We start from the raw sequence: 20290 nt of genomic DNA, 5'->3' as shown, positions 1-20290 counted from the left end.
AGTTTCAAGACTCAGCAGTTCGATGTATCGGTAACAGTCGTGTCTTATGCCTCCAGTCAGTGCGCTCTGACTCGGTACCTTTGGGGAGACTTCGGTCTCCCCATTTTTTGTGCGTCTTGAGGGAGGTGGGAGTTTCCCCCGGCACGAGCAATCAATCTCGTTTCAGTCTTGGCTTGTGGCAGGCATGCGCCCAAGATAGGCGCATCGAAGACTGTCTCGGTTAACCCGCAGAGCAGCGACGCGCATTTACTTGTGGCAAGTACTGATGGCAAGTACTGATGGCAAGTACTGACAGGATAGGTGGCGCAGGATGCACGCGAACGACACGCCCGACGAAAGATCGCGACACGAGGAAGTACTGCCCGAGGCGCAGATGGCTGAAGCGCAAGCGCCTGACGATAGCGTTGGCGAACCCCGCGGTGTCAGTGAGGGCACTTCCATCGAGGAAGCCGTGACACGCATGCAGGTGCCACGCGACGAGCGTCAGCAGGAGGCACTCGAACGCTCCGGACGTTCTCGTCACGTCCCCAACGTGCGCCGCGCGCTGGAGATTCACCCCTTGCTGGTCGGCATGGCCGCAGTGGTCATCATCATCGGCGGCCTCAAGCTGGCGGCGGACCTGGTGGTTCCGCTGCTGCTGGCGGTGTTCGTCGCTGCGGTCTGCGATGCGCCGGTGCGCTGGCTGGCCCGTCACGGCATCGGGCAACGCTTCGGGGTGCCCATCGTCATCCTGACGGTCTGTGTGCTGTTCTCGTCACTGACGGCACTGCTGGTCTCGCGCTTCACCCTGTTCAGCGATGAGATGCCCAAGCTTGAGGAGAGCCTGCGCGAACAGTACCAGAGCATGCTGGAGTGGCTGGCGGACAGTGGCGTATCCATCGCACCGGCCCGCTTCAGCGAGCTGGTCGATCCGGCCTCGCTGACCCAGTGGGTGCCGAACCTGCTGACCGGACTGGGGGGGATTCTGTCCTCGAGCGTCATCATCGTGCTGACGGCCACCTTCCTGCTCTATGAGGCGCTGTCACTGCGCGACAAGCTGGTCAGCACGCTGCGCAGCCCGCATGTCAGTCTGCGCCGTTTCACGCTGTTCTCGCTGACGCTGCGCCGCTATCTTGCGGTCAAGACCTTGATCAGCCTCGTGACCGGGGGGCTGGTCGCGATCAGCTGTCTGGTGCTCGACGTGGAGTTCGCCTTCCTGTGGGCCACGCTGGCCTTCTGCCTCAACTACATCCCCAACATCGGCTCGGCACTGGCTGCAGTGCCTGCGGTGTTGCTGACGCTGGTGATGCCGGAGGGTGGCGCAGTCAAGGCGCTGATGCTGGGCGGCTGTTACCTGGCGATCAACTTCATTCTCGGCAACTTGATCGAGCCGCGCGTGATGGGGCGCACTCTGGGGCTGTCGACGCTGGCGGCCTTCCTGTCGCTGGTGGTGTGGGGTTGGGTATTCGGGCCGGTGGGCATGCTGCTGTCGGTGCCGATCACCATGACGCTCAAGATAGCCTTCGACTCGCACCCGGGTACGCGCTGGGCGGCGCGCCTGCTGGGCCCCTCCGTGCGCCGGATACGCCGTCGCCGACGCATGGCGGAGGAATGACCCGCGAGCCAGCCCCTTTTGAATGAACCACCAGAATACCGAAGGCCCCGTCACGCTGTGCGTGACGGGGCCTTCAATGATCGAATCAGTGCGCGGTGGCTGTCGGGGCAGTCACCTGTCAGCAAGTCGACTCAGAGGTTCTGCTCGATGAACTGGCTCAGCTGACCCTTGGACTGGGCACCGACCAGAGAGGCGACCTTGGCGCCAGACTTGAACAGGATCACGGTCGGCACGCCACGCACGCCTTGCTCGGCGGCGATTTCCGGCGCGTCATCGACATTGACGTTGACGATCTTCAGGCCTTCGCCTTTCTCGTTGGCGACTTCTTCGACGACCGGCGCCATCATCTTGCACGGACCACACCACGGGGCCCAGAACTTCAGCAGGACCGGGGCTTCAGCGTTGAGAACTTCCTGTTCGAAGTTGGCGCCGGTGACATCGACGTGATTGGACATCTTGTTTCTCCAGGGGATTCGTTTCGCTGTCTGCGGCATTGCCGGACATGCAGGCTGCGTCCGATGGTAGCGCCACTTTGCATCACTGACAAATGAGCATTGCCCATCGGCTCAATAGCACGGGGTTATGATCGCTAGTGTTTTTATAGCTGTTTTATTGGTTTGAGGGAATAGCAACGGGGCAGGCAATGTGGATTGCCTGCCCCGACTTTGGTATTGCCTGTGCGAAGGTCCTTCAGCAAGGAGAGCTCAGAAGAAGGCGTAACGGATACCCAGCCCCAGCAGCAGTGTCGTCAGCAGGCCCTGCAGCAGGCCGCTGGGCATGTGGCGCGTCAGGCGTGCACCAAGGTTGATGGCAGGCAGTGAGCCGACCAGCAATGCGCCAAGCAGCAGGAAATCGACGTTGCCCAGCCATAGATGTCCCAATCCCGCGACCAGTGTCAGCGGTACGGCGTGAGCGATATCGGTGCCCACGATGCGCGCGGTGCTCAACAGCGGGAACAGCATGATCAGCACGGCAGCGCCGAAGGCACCGGCACCCACGGAGGACAGGGTGACGCACACGCCGAGCACGCTGCCGGCCAGCACGGTCAGCGGTGCCGCGTGGCGTACGATGAAGCTTTCCGGGCTGATCAGCCCCAGCAGGCGTTTCTTGAACAGCAGCACGCCGGCGGTGAGGATCAACATTACACCGAGCATGCCCTTGATCAGGCCGGCGTAGGCGGTAGGGTCAGTGAAGAAGGTATGCAGGACCGCAATCGTCAACAGCGCCGCCGGCAGCGAGCCGATGGCCAGACGTCGGGCGATGGTCCAGTCCACATGGCCCTGGCGATGGTGCGCGAAGGCGCCGCCCGCCTTGGTAATGGAGGCATAGAGCAGGTCGGTGCCCACGGCGATGTGCGGCGGGAAGCCGAACATCAACAGCAGGGGCGTCATCAGCGAGCCGCCGCCCACGCCAGTGACACCGACCGCGAAACCCACTCCGGCGCCTGCCAGCACGTATAGCAGCAGTTGTGTGACTTCCATCCCTACCTACCCCCTTGTCAGGTTACTGTCGCCAATCTACTCTTGAGCGTATATTCCCGAAAGGAATCATTATTCATGATTTTATCGCCCGATCATCTTAGCAAGGTGACCGGCCATGTCCGGGCCACTGTCACGCCGCGTCGCGTCGATGGTGCTTCTCAGGAGAGTGAAGCCGCATGAAACTCCAGCAGTTGCGTTATATCTGGGAAGTCACCCGTCACAACCTGAACGTGTCCGCTACCGCGCAAAGTCTGTATACCTCCCAGCCGGGCATTTCCAAGCAGATTCGTCTGCTGGAAGATGAGCTTGGCGTCGAAATCTTCGCGCGCAGTGGAAAGCACCTGACGCGGGTGACCCCGGCCGGCGAGTCCATCGTCGAGCTGGCAAGCCAGGTGCTGCGCACGGTGGAGAACATCAAGCACGTCGCCCAGGAGCACAGTGACGACCGTCGCGGCAGCCTGTCGATCGCCACCACGCACACCCAGGCGCGTTATGCCTTGCCGCCGGTGATCGCCGATTTCACGCGCAAGTACCCGGATGTCGCGCTGCACATGCAGCAGGGCACGCCGAAGCAGATTGCCAACATGGTCAGTGAGGGGCAGGCCGACTTCGCCATCTGCACCGAGTCGCTTGAGCTGTTCAACGACCTCATCCTGCTGCCGTGCTATCGCTGGAATCGCTGCGTGCTGGTGCCCAAGGATCATCCGCTGGCCAATGGTGAGGAGCTGACCCTCGAGTCGCTGGCCAGCTATGCGCTGGTTACCTATACCTACGGCTTCACCGGCCGCAGCCAGCTGGACGATGCCTTCAAGTCCCACGGCCTGGCGCCCAACGTGGTGCTGACCGCCTCGGACGCCGATGTCATCAAGACCTATGTGCGTCTCGGCATGGGCATCGGCATCGTCGCGCATATGGCGGTGGATGAGGTGGCCGACGAAGACCTGGTCGCGCTGGACGCCACGCATCTGTTCGAGAGCTCCACGACCAAGATCGGCATCCGCCGCGGCACCTTCATGCGCAGCTACATGTTCGAATTCGTCGAGCGCTTCGCTCCGCACCTGACGCGGGAACGTGTCGAAGCGGCACTGGCCGCCGGCCCGCGCCACGAGCACGAGATCTTCCACGACATCGAGCTGCCGGTGCGCTGAGTGCCGGTGAACTGAGTGCCGCTCGCCAGATCTGCCACAGCGCAGATGAAAAAGCCCGCCTCCTGAGAGGCGGGCTTTTTGCTAGCTGAGCTATTCGAGCGCACAGCGTCAACCACAGGGCTCAGTGTGCCAGGTGCAGGCCACACTCGCGGTTGTCTTCCGCCTTGGTCGGGTCGACGTAGTCGAACTCGTTGGGCAGGTCGTGGGCGACCAGGTACTCGTGCATCTGCTTGGATGACCAGTTGAGCACCGGGGCGACCTTGATCAGGCCATCGCCGTTCAGCGAGACCGGCTGCATGCCGGCACGGAAGGCGGTGTCACTGGCGCGCACGGCGGTGAACCACATCTCGGGGTTCAGTTCGCGCAGCGCACGCTCGAACGGTTCGAGCTTCACTTCACGGGTGAAGGCTTCGTGGCGCGGGTCATCGATATGCGGAGTGAGGCCATCGACGGCTTCACGGTGCGCACGCGTACGCTGCGGCAGATAGATGATGCGGTTCAGGTTCAGCTTGCGCGTCACCTCATCGGCGAAGCGATAGGTGGCATCGGTATTGTAGCCGTTGTCCATCCACACGATCGGGATGTCAGGACGGAAGCGCGTCACCATGTGCAGGATCACCGCCTCGAAGGGACGGAAGTTGGTGGTGCAGATGGCGTGCTTGTCCAGCGACAGGGCCCAGCGGGTCAGGGCTTCCGGGTCGTTGCCGAATTCGGCGTTGATGCGAGAGAGATCGAAGGTGTCGGACATGAGGAGTCTCCAGAACGAGGGCACGTCCGATGGAGCGGGGCGCAGGGCTGATCAATGGCCAGGAAGGACCATCAGCAGAGGCGGGGAGCGCTCAAGGAGACGTGCAGGAATGCGCCTACCCTATCAAAGGCAGGCACCGCTTCCCCAATACGAATTCGTTCGAACGTTATATGCCATCGAGTTATGGCGCTCGTGACGGCTTATAACGCAGTCTGTCAGCCAAGCGCTTCCATCAGCCGCTGGATCTTGGCCAGGCTCTCGCGGTATTCGGCTTCTTCCTCGGAGTCGGCAACCAGGCCGCCGCCGCCCCACAGATGCACCTGTCCTTCGGCGATCACCGCCGTGCGGATCGCGATGGAGGTATCCATGTGGCCGCGGATATCCAGATAGCCGAGGCTGCCGCAATAGGCGCTGCGGCGTACCGGCTCCAGCTCCTCGATGATCTGCATGGCACGGATCTTGGGCGCGCCGGTGATGGAGCCACCGGGGAAGGCGGCGCCGAGCAGGTCCAGCGCATCACGTCCTTCATCCAGGGTGCTGGTGATGGTACTGACGGAATGGTGCACGTTGGCGTAGCTCTCCAGCGCGCACAGCGATGGCACCTTGACGCTGCCGGGCGCGGAGACGCGGCCCAGGTCATTGCGCAGCAGGTCGACGATCATCACGTTCTCGGCGCGGTCCTTGGGGCTTTCCAGCAGCTCGGTGGCCAGCCGCGCGTCCTCTTCCGGTGTCGCGCCACGTGCGCGGGTGCCCTTGATCGGCTTGGTCTCGACCGCGCGGTGATTGACCTCGACGAAGCGCTCCGGCGAGACGGAGACGATCGCCATCTCCTCGCCCTTGGCGTCCTGCCAGCTCAGATAGCCGGCGTAGGGTGTCGGCGTGGCCTGACGCAGGCGCAGATAGGCATCCCAGCTGTCGCCACTGCAGTCGGCGGAGAAGCGCTGGGTCAGGTTGATCTGATAGCAGTCCCCGGCATGCAGATACTCCATCACCTGGCGGAAGCGCTCTCCGTAGCCTGCGCGATCCAGCAGCGGCGAGAAGGGGGTGTCGAGGGCGAAGTCAGCGCTGCGCGGCGCCGGTTGCTCCAGCCACTCAAGCACCTGCCTACGCCGTTGGGGCGAGGCGATCAGCCAGCTCTGCTGGCGCTGATGGTCACTGATCAATGCCCAGTCATAGAGACCGAGACGCGCCCAGGGCAGCGCGATGTCGTCCTCGGTCGTGGCGGGCAGGTCTTCCAGCGCGCGCCCGAAGTCGTAGCTCCAGTAGCCCATCAGGCCGGCGATGAACGGCAGGTCCTCGGCTGTCAGGTCATGCCGGGCGAGCTCTTCGCCTGCCAGCGTCTGCGGAAGCAGGGTCAGCAGCTGGCGCTGGGCTTCGATCACCGGCAGGCGGGCGAGGCGCTCCAGTGCTTCACTGAACTGGCTCAGGTCACGCATCGTCTCCGGCAGCGGGCCAGTGAGCTTGCCACCCTGTGGGCCTTGCTCCAGTACGGCCAGCGGGTCGCTGCTGATGATGTCGAAGCGACCGCCGGCCAGCGAGGGCTGGCCGCTGTCGAGCAGCACGGCGTCGGGACGTGAGCGCAGGCGTGCGAAGCGCGACAGCGTGGAGGCTTCATCCTCGGCGGCGAGGGCATAGGGTAGGGCGTTGATTTCGAGCGAGATGGTCATGACAGCTTCCGTTGGCGGACAGGGCATTCTAGGCATCCGAAGGCGTTTTGTCCGCCCATGCGTGCGGATTCCGGTGAGGGGCGGCCCTTGTTGGCTTGCCGTTCTCCCGCGTGCTGATTAAGGTGCCTGCCTCTGAATGCCCTGCGTTGTCATCGATGACGGCGTTGGCGCACGTGCAGACATTCGCCCAGCCCTATTGCCCAGCCCCTGGCACCCCACCGGAGCCCCTGCATGCATCCCGAGTTCGAACATGGCCAACACCTGCTGTCACGTCCCGATCAGAACATCTTCTGGCAGCGTCTCAAGCGGCATGACGCCCAGGGCGGGCGCCGACTGCTGATGTTGCACGGCGCGGGGGTGGCCGGCACGCTGACCTGGGCACCGCTGGTCGGGCATCTCACGGCCCATGATGAGCTGATCATCCCCGACCTGCGTGGCATGGGGCAGACGCTGGCGCCACAGGGTGGCGAGCCTCCTTTCACTCTCGAGCAGGTGGTCGAGGACGTGATGGCGTTGATCGAGACCCAGCGCATCACGCATTTCGACCTGATCGGCTACAGCTTCGGCGGGCTGGTCGCCATGCGTCTCGTCCAGCGCCTGCGCGCCGAGCGCCCGGAGGTGAAGGTCGGCGACATCAGTCTGCTGGAGCCGGCGCTGCTGGAGCGCGAATGCCACGCCACCATGGTCAAGGTGCGTGACGGCTACGCCGAGGCGGCGCGTGCCATGCGCGAAGCCCCAAGCCCCGAGGCGGGCATCACCGCCTTTCTCGACCTCATCTCGCCGCATCGTACGCGCAACCCGCGCGCCGAGCGCATGATGGTGGCACGTCTGGCGCATCGCCATCTGGGCTTTGCCAATGCGCTGGACTGTGTCACCCATGCCGTGCGCGAGATCGACCGCGAGGCGCTGCTGGCCGACGTGCTGGCCTCAGGCAGCGAGGTGCGCAGCCTGGTCGGTGGCAAGAGCCCGCAGACCCTGCGCGACTATCACAGCCTGCTGGCCGAGCGTCATGTAGGTTGGCAATCGCTGGAAATTCCCGGCACCGATCACTCGCTGCCTTTCCAGAAACCCCGCCGCATCGGCGCGGAGCTCAGCTTCACATAAATCGCGCGATTGTCGACAAGCCGGCCGATGAACGGTCTGGCCTTGAGACGAAAGACGCCCCGTCAGCCTGTGCTGACGGGGCGTCTTTCGTCTCGGCCTCTGCCAGCTGGAATGCCTCTGTCCTGTCGGTGTGTGAAGGCTGGCATGGCGGCTTCTCAGGCGGTTCGTCCTTGTTCTTGCAGCCGTTTATCCAGCGCATGCCAACTCTCTTACGCCAAAGGTGTAGAGGATTTGGCGGATTGCGTCTTGACCCACTCAGGCTCGCTGGCTAGTCTGGCAGTCATTGAATGATTGTCGACAATGGTGCTGGAAGTCCCTCATTGCCATTGTCCTGTCTCAGCCCCTCGTCCAGCCGGATCGCCTGACCACCATGACCACCGATGCCTTTCACAATGCCACCACCGCTCGAAGCCTCGCGCGCGGCGCCACTGCCGAGGAGGCAGGCCACACCGCCTCCGCGAGTGCTCCGGCGCCTGAGGTGCGCACCCTGGCCGAGCGCGTCTTCCACCAGCTGCAGGACGCCATCGTGCGCGGCGAGCTGGCACCTGGCAGCAAGATCACCGAGCCGGGGCTGGCACAGGCCTATGGCATCTCGCGCGGCCCGCTGCGCGAGGCGATGCGTCGCCTCGAGGTCCACCGCCTGATCGAGCGCGTGCCTCACGTCGGCGCGCGGGTGGTCAAGCTCTCGATGACCGAGCTGCTGGAGCTGTTCGACGTGCGTGAGGCGCTGGAGAGCATGGCCGCGCGCCTGGCGGCGCGGCACATGACGCAGGAGGAGGTCACGCGACTACGCAGCGTGCTCAAGACCCACGAGCAGCAGTCGGACCTCAAGACCGGCACCGCCTACTTCCAGAAGGAAGGCGATCTCGACTTCCACTATCAGATCGTCCTCGGCAGCCACAACCACATGCTGATGACGATTCTCTGCGACGACCTCTACTACCTGGTACGCATGTATCGCACCCAGTTCAGCGCCAGTGGTTCGCGTCCGCAGAAGGCCTTCGTCGAGCACCACCGTATCGTCGATGCCATCGAGGCCGGCGACGAAGAGCTGGCAGAACTTCTGATGCGGCGCCACGTCAGCGCCTCGCGGGAGAACGTCGCCCGCCGCTATGCCGCCACGCTCAAGGAAGAGCAGGGCGAGGAGTGAACTGCCACACCGCTTGCGACCGGATCATCACCAACAATTCCAACCCCGTCATGGGCCCAGCCCGGGAGATGTCATGTCACGCCATCTGAGTTCCACCGCCTTGCCAAGCCCCGGCGCCCGCTTCCGCGCGGCGCTGGAAGCCAACCGTCCGCTGCCCATCGTCGGCACCATCAATGCCTATACCGCCATCATGGCCGAGCGCGTCGGGCATCAGGCGATCTATCTGTCCGGTGGCGGCGTGGCCAACGCCTCCTACGGTCTGCCGGACCTGGGCATGACCAGCATGAATGACGTGCTGGAAGACGCGCGTCGCATCACCGCCGCCAGCGAGCTTCCGCTGCTGGTGGACATCGACACCGGCTGGGGCGGCGCCTTCAACATCGCGCGCACCATTCAGGAGATGGAGCGTGCCGGTGTGGCGGCCGTGCATCTGGAAGACCAGGTCGCCCAGAAGCGCTGTGGTCATCGCCCCAACAAGGCCATCGTCTCCAGTCAGGAGATGGTCGACCGCATCAAGGCCGCTGCCGATGCCCGCCGTGATGACGACTTCTATCTGATCGCGCGTACCGATGCCTTCCAGAAGGAAGGGCTCGAGGCCGCCGTGTCGCGTGCCAACGCCTGTGTCGAAGCCGGAGCGGACGCCATCTTCGCCGAGGCGGTGCATACCCTCGAGGACTACCGCGCCTTCTGCGAGGGCGTCGACGCGCCGATTCTGGCCAATATCACCGAATTTGGTGCCACGCCGCTGTTCAATCAGCGCGAGCTGGGCGATGTCGGCTGCCGGATGGTGCTCTATCCGCTGTCCGCCTTCCGCGCCATGAACGCCGCCGCCCTCAAGGTCTACCAGAACATCCACGACAAGGGTGATCAGAAGGACGTGGTCGACGACATGCAGACCCGCATGGAGCTCTACGACTTCCTCGATTACCACACCTTCGAGCAGAAGCTGGACACCCTGTTCGAGGCCGAAAGCCGCAAGGATTGATGCCAGACGCTCGAGGCGGACGCCATGTCTCGTCTCATGAGGCCATTGGCTTCACGGGCCGGCACTTTCGGCCCGACCGTTTCTCCCTCGCTGGCAGACGCCTGGCCGGCGAGGGGCTTGACGCTTTATGCCCTACAAGAAAAAGAACAACCCAATGACGTCACTGCCAAGGAGATCGCGCCATGTCAGATACCATCGCCAACCCGGCCACCGCTACCCCGAGCACAGGTGCTCCCAGCGGCCTGCGCGGCCAGAGCGCCGGCGAGACCGCTCTGTGCACCGTTGGCCAGACCGGCTCCGGCCTGCGCTATCGCGGCTACGATCTGGAGGATCTCGCCGCCCACGCAAGCTTTGAAGAAGTCGCCTATCTGCTGCTCAAGGGCAAGCTGCCCAATCGTGAAGAGCTGGACGCCTACATCGCGCGCCTCAAGGGCCTGCGTGGCCTGCCGGATGCCCTGAAGGCGGTGCTGGAGCAGATTCCGGCCAGTGCCCACCCGATGGACGTGATGCGCACCGGGTGTTCGATGCTCGGCAATCTGGAAACCGAAGAGAGCTTCGAGGAACAGTCCGACCAGGCCGACCGCATGCTGGCGGTGTTCCCGTCTATCATCAATTACTGGTATCGCTTCAGCCATGACGGCGTGCGCATCGACACCGAGACTGATGATGACTCCATCGGCGCGCACTTCCTGCACCTTTTGCACGGCGAGGCCCCTAGCGAGCTGCATGCCGCGGTGATGAACACCTCGCTGATCCTCTATGCCGAGCACGAATTCAATGCCTCGACCTTCACCGCGCGTGTCTGCGCCTCGACGCTCTCCGATCTGCATTCCTGCGTGACCGGGGCCATCGGCTCGCTGCGCGGCCCGCTGCATGGCGGTGCCAACGAGGCGGCGATGGCGATGATCGAGCACTGGCGCTCACCGGAGGAAGCCGAGCGCGAGATTCTCGGCATGCTGGAACGCCGCGAGAAGATCATGGGCTTCGGCCACGCCATCTACCGTGAACGTGACCCGCGCAACGCCATCATCAAGGAGTGGTCACGCAAGCTGTCCGAGGATGTGGGCGACACTCAGCTCTACGCCGTCTCCGAGCGCGTCGAAGCCGTGATGTGGCGCGAGAAGAAGCTGTTCTGCAATGCCGACTTCTTCCACGCCAGCGCCTATCACTTCATGGGCATCCCCACCAAGTTGTTCACGCCGATCTTCGTCTGTTCACGCCTGACCGGCTGGGCGGCGCATGTCTTCGAGCAACGCGCCAACAATCGCATCATCCGCCCGAGCGCCGATTACACCGGCCCGGAGCATTGCGACTGGCTGCCCATCGAGCAGCGCGACTGACCCTTTCCTCGGCCAGTCCGCGTGCTGGCCGATCGTTTTCTTGACCGCCTGATGAGTCCGGATGCCCATGAATACCGAGTATCGCAAACCCCTGCCTGGCACGGCGTCACCGGGTACCCCGGTCGACTACTTCGATGCGCGTGCCGCCGTGGAAGACATCGCCCCCGGCGCCTATGCCGGTCTGCCCTATACCTCTCGCGTACTGGCCGAGAACCTGGTGCGTCGCTGCCCCCCGGACCAGCTGCGCGACAGTCTCGTGCAATTGATCGAGCGTCGGCGTGATCTCGATTTTCCGTGGTACCCCGCGCGCGTCGTGTGCCATGACATCCTCGGTCAGACCGCGCTGGTCGACCTTGCCGGTCTGCGCGATGCCATCGCTGAGCGCGGCGGAGACCCGGCCAAGGTCAATCCGGTGGTGCCGACCCAGTTGATCGTCGACCACTCGTTGGCGGTGGAGCACGCCGGCTTCGACAAGGACGCCTTCGCCAAGAACCGCGCCATCGAGGAGCGGCGCAACGAGGACCGCTTCCACTTCATCGACTGGACCCGTCAGGCCTTCGAGAACATCGACGTGATTCCGCCGGGCAACGGCATCATGCACCAGATCAATCTGGAGCGGATGTCGCCGGTGATCGAGTCGCGCGCCGATGAGAAGGGCCATCAGGTCGCCTTCCCGGATACCCTGGTGGGTACCGACAGCCACACGCCGCATGTCGATGCGCTAGGCGTGATCGCCGTCGGCGTCGGTGGGCTCGAGGCCGAGAGCGTGATGCTGGGGCGCGCCTCCTACATGCGCCTGCCGGACATCATCGGCGTGCGCCTCACCGGGCGTCCGCAGCCGGGCATCACCGCCACCGACATCGTGCTGGCGCTGACCGAATTCCTGCGCGCCGAGAAGGTCGTCTCCTCCTATCTGGAATTCTTCGGCGAAGGCGCGGCCAGCCTGACACTGGGCGATCGTGCCACCATCTCCAACATGACGCCGGAGTACGGCGCCACGGCGGCGATGTTCTACATCGATCAGCAGACACTGGACTACCTGACCCTTACGGGGCGTGAGCCGGAGAACATCGCGCTGGTCGAGCGCTACGCGCGTGAGACCGGGCTGTGGGCCGATGAGAGCGGCCATATCGAAGGCGCGGTGGAATATGAGCGCGAGCTGACCTTCGACCTGTCCTCGGTGGTGCGCACCCTGGCGGGCCCCTCCAACCCGCACAGTCGCGTGCCGACCAGCGAGCTTGCCGCGCGTGGCATCTCCGGGGTGATCGAGCATGAGCAGGATGAGGATGGGCGCGACCTGATGCCGGATGGCGCGGTGATCATCGCCGCCATCACCAGTTGCACCAATACCTCGAATCCGCGCAATGTCATCGCCGCCGGCCTGCTGGCCAGACGCGCCAATGCGCTGGGGCTGACGCGCAAGCCGTGGGTCAAGACCTCGCTGGCGCCGGGCTCCAAGGCCGTGCAGCTGTATCTGGAAGAGGCGGAACTGCTGCCGGAACTCGAGCAGCTCGGCTTCGGCATCGTCGGCTTCGCCTGCACCACCTGCAATGGCATGAGCGGTGCGCTGGACCCGGCGATCCAGCAGGAAATCGTCGAGCGCGACCTCTACTCCACCGCAGTGCTGTCCGGCAACCGCAACTTCGATGGCCGTATCCACCCCTACGCCAAGCAGGCCTTCCTGGCCTCGCCGCCGCTGGTGGTCGCCTACGCCATCGCCGGCACCATCCGCTTCGACATCGAGAAGGATGTTCTCGGGCATGCGCCGGACGGCTCGCCGATCATGCTCAAGGACCTGTGGCCGAGCGACGAGGAAATCGACGCCATCGTCGGCGCCAGCGTCAAGCCGGACCACTTCCGTCAGGTCTACATCCCGATGTTCGAGGCCCGTCAGGATCGCGACGACACGACCAGTCCGCTCTACGACTGGCGCGAGATGAGCACCTACATCCGTCGTCCGCCGTACTGGGAAGGCGGCCTGGCAAGCGCGCCGACGCTCAAGGGCATGCGGGCACTGGCGGTGCTGGGGGACAACATCACCACCGATCACCTGTCACCCTCCAATGCCATCATGGCCAGCAGTGCGGCGGGCGAGTACCTGGCCGCGATGGGCCTGCCGGAGGAGGACTTCAATTCCTACGCCACCCACCGTGGCGATCACCTCACCGCGCAGCGGGCCACCTTCGCCAATCCCAAGCTGATCAACGAGATGGCCGTGGTGGAAGGGGCGGACGGCAAGCGCGAGGTCAAGCAGGGCTCGCTCACACGCCTGGAGCCGGAAGGCAAGGTGGTACGCATGTGGGAGGCCATCGAGGCGTACATGCAGCGCAAGCAGCCGTTGATCATCATCGCGGGCGCGGATTACGGCCAGGGCTCGTCGCGTGACTGGGCGGCCAAGGGCGTGCGGCTGGCGGGTGTCGAGGCCATAGTCGCGGAAGGTTTCGAGCGTATCCACCGCACCAATCTGGTCGGCATGGGCGTGATGCCGCTGCAGTTCGCCGCCGGTACCACGCGCAAGACGCTGGCGCTGGATGGCAGCGAGATCTACGCCGTCGAGGGCGAGCCGGCGCCGGGGGCAGAACTCACGCTGGTGATCGAGCGCACCGCCGGTGACAAGGCGGGTCAGCTCGAGCGCGTGCCGGTCACCTGCCGTCTCGATACCCGTGAGGAGGTCTCCATCTACTCGGCGGGTGGTGTGCTGCAACGCTTCGCCGAGGACTTCCTGAACTCGCAGGCACCGGGCGAGACGGCGGCGGAGGTGACGGCATGAGCCAGCAGGCACAGCTCAGGATTCCCGCCACCTACCTGCGTGGCGGCACCAGCAAGGGCGTGTTCTTCCTGCGCGATGAACTGCCGGAAGCGGCGCAGGTGCCGGGCCCGGCGCGCGATGCCCTGCTGCTGCGCGTGATCGGCAGTCCCGATCCCTACGCCAAGCAGATCGACGGCATGGGGGGCGCGACTTCCAGCACCAGCAAGACGGTGATCATCAGTTGCAGCGAACAGCCGGATCACGACGTCGACTACCTGTTCGGCCAGGTATCCATCGACTCGCCCTTCGTCGACTGGAGCGGCAACTGCGGCAACCTCTCGGCGGCGGTCGGGCCCTTCGCCATCGAGAAGGGCCTGGTGCCGACCGAGCGCCTGCCGCGTGATGGCATCGCCGAGGTGCGTATCTGGCAGGCCAACATCGCCAAGACCATCATCGTACGGGTGCCGATGTGCGAAGGGCGCGTCCAGGAAACCGGCGACTTCGCCCTGGATGGCGTGACCTTCCCGGCCGCCGAAGTGGCGGTCGCCTTCCGCGACCCTGCCGCCGGCGAAGGCAGCATGTTCCCCACCGGAAATGTGGTCGATACGCTGAAAGTGCCGGAATCGGTGGTCGCGGGCGGGAGAATCCGGGCGACTCTGATCAATGCCGGCATCCCGACCATCTTCGTCGATGCCCGCGATCTCGGCTATCAGGGCACCGAGCTGCAGGAATCGATCAATGGTGACGCCGAGGCCCTCGCGCGCCTCGAGACATTGCGCGCCCACGGCGCGCTGCGCATGGGACTGATCAATGATCTCGCAGAGGCGGCCACGCGCCAACACACCCCCAAGGTCGCCTTCGTGGCGCCGCCGGTGGATCACGTTGTCTCCAGTGGTCGCGAGATCAAGGCCGACGAGATCGATGTGCTGATCCGCGCCGTGTCGATGGGCAAGCTGCACCATGCCATGATGGGCACCGCGGCCGTCGCCATCGCCGCGGCGGCTGCGGTACCGGGCACGCTGGTCAATCTTGCCGCCGCTGGCGGAGCCAGTGCTGAGTCTGGGGCCGGGCAGACAGTCACCGCGCGTGACTCGGTGTGCTTTGGTCATCCCTCCGGCACGCTCAGGGTCGGTGCGAGTGCCCATCGTCAGTCACCCTCGGGCCAGGTCGGTGGCGGTCAGCAAGGCGAGGGCGAGTGGACCGTCAGTGAAGCGGTGATGAGTCGCAGTGCGCGTATCCTGATGGAAGGCTGGGTGCGGGTGCCTGCGGAGACCTTGATGCGCTAGCGCCGGTATTGGCAGGCGATGGTCTATTGTCACTATATCCCTCTTTGCGGCACACCGATGAAAGCCGGCCTGGCATGCATGTGCAGAGGGCCGGCTTTCGCGTGTCTGTGGTGTGTACACAGGTATTTCGGGGGATGTGCTGGTGTCGCGGGAGCCGCACACGGGCAAAGACGATTCACGACAGGAGGTCATGTATGAGCACGCCATCCTCTGATCAGAAAGGCGAAAGCCGTCTCAGCGCCACTCAAGCCAGTACAAGTCAGGCCAGTACCAGCCAGGCCAGTACCAACCAGGCCAGCGCCAATCAGCGCCCGGACTATGACTCGGAGCTGCAGCAGATTGCCGACTATGTGCTGGGGTATTGCGACGATCCCCTTATCGCGGATTCGGATGCGGATGTCCGGGCTGGCAAGCACGAGCGCTCAGGTCCCACGGCGGAGGCGATGGACACCGCTCGGCTGTGTCTGATGGATACCCTCGGCTGCGGCATCCTGGCGCTGCGCTTCCCGGAATGCACCAAGCATCTCGGGCCGCTGGTGGCCGAGACCGTGGTGCCGCATGGTGCGCGGGTGCCTGGCACCGCCTTCAGTCTCGATCCCGTCAAGGCGGCGTGGGATATCGGCTGCACCATCCGCTGGCTGGATTACAACGATACCTGGCTGGCGGCGGAGTGGGGGCATCCCTCGGACAATCTCGGCGGCATTCTGGCGGTGGCGGATCACCTCTCGCGCCAGCGTGTCGCGCAGGGCAAGCCGCCTCTGGTGATGCGTGATGTGTTGGAGAGCATGGTGATGGCCCACGAGATCCAGGGTGTGCTGGCGCTGGACAACAGCTTCAATCGCGTCGGGCTCGACCATGTCATGCTGGTCAAGGTGGCGACCACTGCCGTGACGGCGCGCTTGATGGGGGCGAATCGCGAGCAGTTGCTGTCAGCGCTGTCGCACGCGTTCGTCGATGGCCAGAGTCTGCGTACCTATCGTCATGCGCCCAATGCCGGCTCGCGCAAGAGCTGGGCGGCGGGGGACGCCACCTCACGCGGCGTGCGGCTGGCGGATATCGCCCTGCGTGGCGAGATGGGCATCCCCGGCGCTCTCAGTGCGCCGCAGTGGGGCTTCAATGATGTTTCCTTCAGTCACGGCAACAGCGATCTCGCCCTCAAGCCTGAAAACGAACGGCACCTGACGCTGGCGCGCCCTCTGGGTAGCTATGTGATGGAGAACGTGCTCTTCAAGGTCTCCTTCCCGGCCGAATTCCATGCCCAGACCGCCGCCGAGGCGGCTATCCGGCTCCATCCCGAGGTTCGCGACCGGCTCGAGGAGATCGAGCGCATCGAGATCACCACCCACGAATCGGCGATCCGCATCATCTCCAAGCAGGGTGCGCTCGCCAATCCGGCGGACCGCGATCACTGCCTGCAATACATGGTCGCGGTGCCGCTGATCTTCGGCGAGTTGAACGCGGACCACTATGAAGATGGCTTCCATGCCGCTCACCCGGAGATCGACCGGCTGCGTGACAGGATGGTCGTCAAGGAAGAGGCGCGCTTCACCCGCGAGTATCTGGAAGCCGACAAGCGCTCGATCGCCAATGCCCTGCGGGTGGTTTTCCACGATGGCAGTGCCACTGAACAGGTGACGGTGGAATACCCGCTGGGACATCGCCGGCGGCGTGAAGAGTCGCTCGTCCCGCTCGAGGACAAGTGCCGGGCCAATCTGGCCACCTGCTTCCCGCCTTCGCGTTGCGACACCTTGATGGCGTTGCTGGGCGATCGCGAGCGACTCGAAGCACTGCCGGTGCACGAGTTCATGGCGCATTGGGTGCCGTGAGGTTGCCGGCCGCATGATGCCCCGTTGGCAATCAGTCATCCAATTGTCTGGTGCCGTCATCCGGTATGGGTAAACTGGAAGCGGATTGCACAGGAAGCCCGGCAGGGGCGCTTGTAAAGACTCGCTGGAGAGCGGGGCAACGCCTGCCGAGCCTTCATGGCAAAGGCATCATGGCAAAGGCTTCATCACAAGGGACTCATCATGAAAACATTTCTGCTGCTGGGCGCCATCGCGCTGATCGTCATCTACGTGATCTCGATCTACAACAAGCTGGTCAGCCTCAAGGCGCGCTTCGAGAATGCCTTCGCGCAGATAGAGGTGCAGCTCAAGCGGCGCTACGACCTGATTCCCAATCTGGTCGAGACGGCCAAGGGCTATCTGAGTCATGAGCGTGGCACCCTGGAAGAAGTGATCAATGCCCGCAACAAGGCGATGGCTGCCTTGAATGCCGCAGCGGCGCACCCCGGCAGCATGGACAAGCTGGCCAGCCTGGCCGGTGCCGAGCAGGGGCTGGCAGCGAGTCTGGGCAAGCTGGATGTGGTGGTCGAGGCCTATCCGGAGCTCAAGGCGGACCAGACCATGAGCGACCTGATGGAAGAGCTGACTGCCACCGAGAACCGCGTCGCCTTCGCGCGTCAGGCCTACAACGATGCCGTCACCGACTACAACGTCTATCGCCAGAGCTTCCCGCAGGTGATGTTCGCGCCGACCTTCGGTCATCGCAGTGATGCAGGTCTGCTGGCCTTCGATGACAGCGTGAAGATCCGCCAGGCGCCGGATGTCAGTTTCTCGTGAGTCGACCGGCTGATGCTTCTCTCGCAGCGGTCTTGCGCTGTGATCCGTGACTGGGTAGATGGCGAGCGCGAATGAATTTCTATCATGAGCAGGACAGTGCGCGGCGTCGTACACGGCTATTGCTGATGGCCTTCACGGTCATGTCGCTGGTGGTGTCTCTTGCCGCCGGCGCCGTGGTGCATGTCGCGATCAGCAGTTTCCTGGGGCGCCCGGCCACCACGACGTTTGAATATGTCTGGCCAGTGGCGAGCATCATCTTCCTGTGCAATGCACTGGTCGCAGCGCGTGAGCTGCGGCGTCTGCAGCAGGGCGGCGCGGTCGTGGCCGCACGCCTGGGTGGCAAGCTGGTGGATGTCGAGACGCAGGACTCGAGCGAGCGGCGGGCACTGAATGTGGTGGAAGAGATGGCGATCGCCGCCAATCTGCCCACGCCGCAGCTGTTCCTGCTTCCGCATGAGGCGATGATCAATGCCTTCGCGGCGGGCTATCGGCCACATGATGCGGTGATCGCGCTGAGTCGCGGGGCATTGGAGCAGCTGGATCGCAATGAGCTGCAGGGCGTGGTCGCTCACGAGTTCGCCCATATCGCCAATGGCGATATTCGCCTCAACCTGCGTCTGGCGAGTGCGGTCCATGGCCTGGTGTTTCTCTCCGAGGCGGGACGCTTCCTGATGGGGGCGGGGCGCATCGGCTTCGTGTTGGGCAGGGTACGTTCCTCCGGCTCCGACAGGAAAGGCGGCATGCCACAGCTGATGCTGGTCGGTGTGGCGCTGTGGTTGCTCGGCAGTCTCGGCGGGCTGGGCGGCAGGCTGCTGCAACGCGGGGTAGCGCGCTCACGCGAATATCTCGCCGATGCCAGTGCGGTGCGTCTGACGCGCTTCCCGGATGGCATCGCCTCGGCCCTCAAGCGTATCGGTGGCATGGGCTGGCAGGGGCGCATCCAGCATCCGCGCGCAATGACCTACAACCATCTCTTCTTCGTCGAAGCGCGTCCGCCATGGCTGACGGGCTGGTTCGACTCGCATCCGCCGCTGGATGAACGCATCAAGCGCCTGGAACCCCGTTGGGACAGGCAATATCTGAGCGCGCGTCAGCAACCGGTGCATACCTTCGAGCAGCAGGGGCCCATCGGGGCAGAAGTGCTTGGCGGGGTCGTGGCGGGTATCGCCGGCGCGGCTGTCCTGGGCGAGCTGTCGCGTTCCCGGGGTGAACTCGAGAACCTGACGCTGTCACGCTTTCTCTGCCCACAGCTGGTGGTGGCGATGATCGCGCCCTCGGAGCTCACCCGGCGTGGGGTCTGGCTCACCGAGCTTGAGCGTCAGCATGACTGGCTGGATGGCAAGCGCGTGCGCGAGGCGCGGCGCAAGCTCGAGTCCTTGCCGCGAGTCGAGTGGATCCCCTTGCTCAACCGGCTGATACCGCGCTGGCGGGAAGCGGATGAGCGCGCTCATCGCATGCTCAAGGCGCAGACACCTCCGCAGGACATGTTCATCTGGTGTCTGTGGCAGTTGTTGTTGGAGTCACTGGACCCGCGAATCGATCGCAAGAGTGACTCGCTGGCCTTGCAGCAATGTCAGCCGGCCTGTCAGCACTGGCTCATGCTGATGGTCGGATTCATCGACGATGAAGCGCTGCGCGAGGGCATCTTCCTGGACGCCAGTGCGGAACTTGGTCTGGCGCTTGCGTATCCGCAGTCGCAGCCGGATGGGGATAATCCTGCGCTGCGCTGCCGTCATCTCACGCAGCTGGCTCACCTGCGCCCGATGGACAAGCAGCGCTGGTTCACGGCGCTTGCCCAGGTGGTGCATGCCGACCAGACACTGGCCGATGAGGAGGTGGCCCTGCTGACACTGCTGGCCCGCGTCATGCAGCTGCCGGAGGCACGCCTGGAAGCGGCGCTTGAGACACAGTCCCATTCGCGTGGTGGCTGGCAGGCGCGCCCAGTATCACGGCCTGCGGATGGCAGGGCGGTCTGAGTATCGACCAGGCGAGCGGCTATTTTCTGCGTCAAAGCTCTTGCCATCAAACCGATTCCTGCGTAAAGTACGCATCCGCTGCCGGGGACGCATGGCGTTGCCAGCGGTGAAAGAGGTTTGCAGGTGTTTGTTTTGCTTGATGTTTTTGAAGTCCGCTTCGAAATCATCGATTGACAATCCCGGGCGATTCGCTAGAATGCGCCGCACTCCTTGTGGAACAGGTGATCGAGCAACGCTCCTCACCGCTTGATGATGCTTAGAGGCAGTCGATTGACTCATCATCAAGTGCTTGACTTATCAAGCGTTTCGGGTAGAATATGCCTCCTCGCTTCACAGCGACGCTCTTTAAAAATTTGATCAGGTAATTCGTGTGAGCGCTTGCCGATGAGTGGTGACAAGGTCACCAAATATCGGAGCAAGCCTCTCACGAGAAGTTTGACT

General features: G+C 64.0%; 15 protein-coding genes. 11 read left to right on the top strand and 4 right to left on the bottom strand.

The genetic code is table 11. From position 1 onward, the window contains the following. Window positions 1–373 precede the first annotated feature (373 nt). Entirely contained in the window at window positions 374–1594 is a 1221-nt protein-coding gene (locus MKZ40_RS15210; protein ID WP_254627192.1) for an AI-2E family transporter, read from the top strand. A gap of 131 nt (window positions 1595–1725) precedes the next feature. Here MKZ40_RS15210 and trxA read toward each other — a convergent pair whose 3' ends face one another. Both trxA and MKZ40_RS15200 read right to left on the bottom strand, forming a co-directional pair. Continuing rightward, window positions 1726–2049 (bottom strand): thioredoxin, encoded by a 324-nt coding sequence (trxA, locus tag MKZ40_RS15205; RefSeq protein ID WP_043333971.1) that lies wholly within the window; start codon window positions 2047–2049, stop codon window positions 1726–1728. A gap of 249 nt (window positions 2050–2298) precedes the next feature. After that, the gene (locus MKZ40_RS15200) at window positions 2299–3075 is read right to left on the bottom strand and encodes a sulfite exporter TauE/SafE family protein (protein ID WP_175090493.1); all 777 of its coding nucleotides are present in this window, start codon (window positions 3073–3075) and stop codon (window positions 2299–2301) included. A 176-nt stretch (window positions 3076–3251) separates the two neighbouring features. On the opposite strand from MKZ40_RS15200, the gene cysB reads away from it, so the two are divergent. Next, window positions 3252–4223, top strand: coding sequence for an HTH-type transcriptional regulator CysB (gene cysB, locus MKZ40_RS15195; protein ID WP_043333969.1), 972 nt, complete (start codon window positions 3252–3254; stop codon window positions 4221–4223). Window positions 4224–4344: 121 nt separating this feature from the next. Here cysB and MKZ40_RS15190 read toward each other — a convergent pair whose 3' ends face one another. Continuing rightward, on the bottom strand, window positions 4345–4971 hold the full coding sequence (locus MKZ40_RS15190) for a phosphoadenosine phosphosulfate reductase family protein (protein ID WP_175090494.1): 627 nt from the start codon (window positions 4969–4971) through the stop codon (window positions 4345–4347). Window positions 4972–5186: 215 nt separating this feature from the next. Then, the gene (gene pabB / locus MKZ40_RS15185; RefSeq protein WP_175090495.1) at window positions 5187–6638 is read right to left on the bottom strand and encodes an aminodeoxychorismate synthase component I; all 1452 of its coding nucleotides are present in this window, start codon (window positions 6636–6638) and stop codon (window positions 5187–5189) included. A 231-nt stretch (window positions 6639–6869) separates the two neighbouring features. Between pabB and MKZ40_RS15180 the strand changes: the two genes are divergently transcribed. The 9 genes from MKZ40_RS15180 (at window position 6870) to MKZ40_RS15140 (ending at window position 19849) form a co-directional block, all read left to right on the top strand. Further along, window positions 6870–7742 carry an alpha/beta hydrolase gene (locus MKZ40_RS15180; RefSeq protein ID WP_175090496.1) on the top strand — a complete coding sequence of 291 codons (873 nt, stop codon included), beginning with the start codon at window positions 6870–6872 and terminating at the stop codon, window positions 7740–7742. Window positions 7743–8112: 370 nt separating this feature from the next. Next, entirely contained in the window at window positions 8113–8892 is a 780-nt protein-coding gene (locus tag MKZ40_RS15175; protein WP_175090497.1) for a GntR family transcriptional regulator, read from the top strand. Window positions 8893–8965: 73 nt separating this feature from the next. After that, complete coding sequence (prpB, locus tag MKZ40_RS15170; protein WP_175090498.1) at window positions 8966–9877, top strand: methylisocitrate lyase; 912 nt, start codon at window positions 8966–8968, stop codon at window positions 9875–9877. A 182-nt stretch (window positions 9878–10059) separates the two neighbouring features. Beyond that, window positions 10060–11217, top strand: a complete 1158-nt coding sequence (prpC, locus tag MKZ40_RS15165; protein WP_175090499.1) for a 2-methylcitrate synthase — start codon at window positions 10060–10062, stop codon at window positions 11215–11217. A gap of 67 nt (window positions 11218–11284) precedes the next feature. Further along, a complete protein-coding gene (acnD, locus tag MKZ40_RS15160; protein ID WP_175090511.1) occupies window positions 11285–13987 on the top strand; it encodes a Fe/S-dependent 2-methylisocitrate dehydratase AcnD in 2703 nt (900 codons plus the stop codon). Further along, a complete protein-coding gene (prpF, locus tag MKZ40_RS15155) occupies window positions 13984–15252 on the top strand; it encodes a 2-methylaconitate cis-trans isomerase PrpF (RefSeq protein ID WP_175090500.1) in 1269 nt (422 codons plus the stop codon). The genes acnD and prpF overlap by 4 nt, the downstream gene beginning before the upstream one ends. 194 nt (window positions 15253–15446) lie before the next feature. Continuing rightward, window positions 15447–17078 carry a bifunctional 2-methylcitrate dehydratase/aconitate hydratase gene (locus MKZ40_RS15150; protein WP_175090501.1) on the top strand — a complete coding sequence of 544 codons (1632 nt, stop codon included), beginning with the start codon at window positions 15447–15449 and terminating at the stop codon, window positions 17076–17078. A gap of 201 nt (window positions 17079–17279) precedes the next feature. After that, window positions 17280–17873, top strand: a complete 594-nt coding sequence (locus MKZ40_RS15145; RefSeq protein ID WP_166019876.1) for a LemA family protein — start codon at window positions 17280–17282, stop codon at window positions 17871–17873. 71 nt (window positions 17874–17944) lie between these two features. Further along, entirely contained in the window at window positions 17945–19849 is a 1905-nt protein-coding gene (locus MKZ40_RS15140; protein WP_175090502.1) for a M48 family metallopeptidase, read from the top strand. Window positions 19850–20290 lie beyond the last annotated feature (441 nt).

It is taken from the genome of Cobetia sp. BMC6 (assembly GCF_029991385.1).
Lineage (GTDB): Bacteria > Pseudomonadota > Gammaproteobacteria > Pseudomonadales > Halomonadaceae > Cobetia.
The sequence above is the reverse complement of the archived record's forward strand: the minus strand, read 5'-3'. Positions and strand labels throughout refer to the sequence as shown.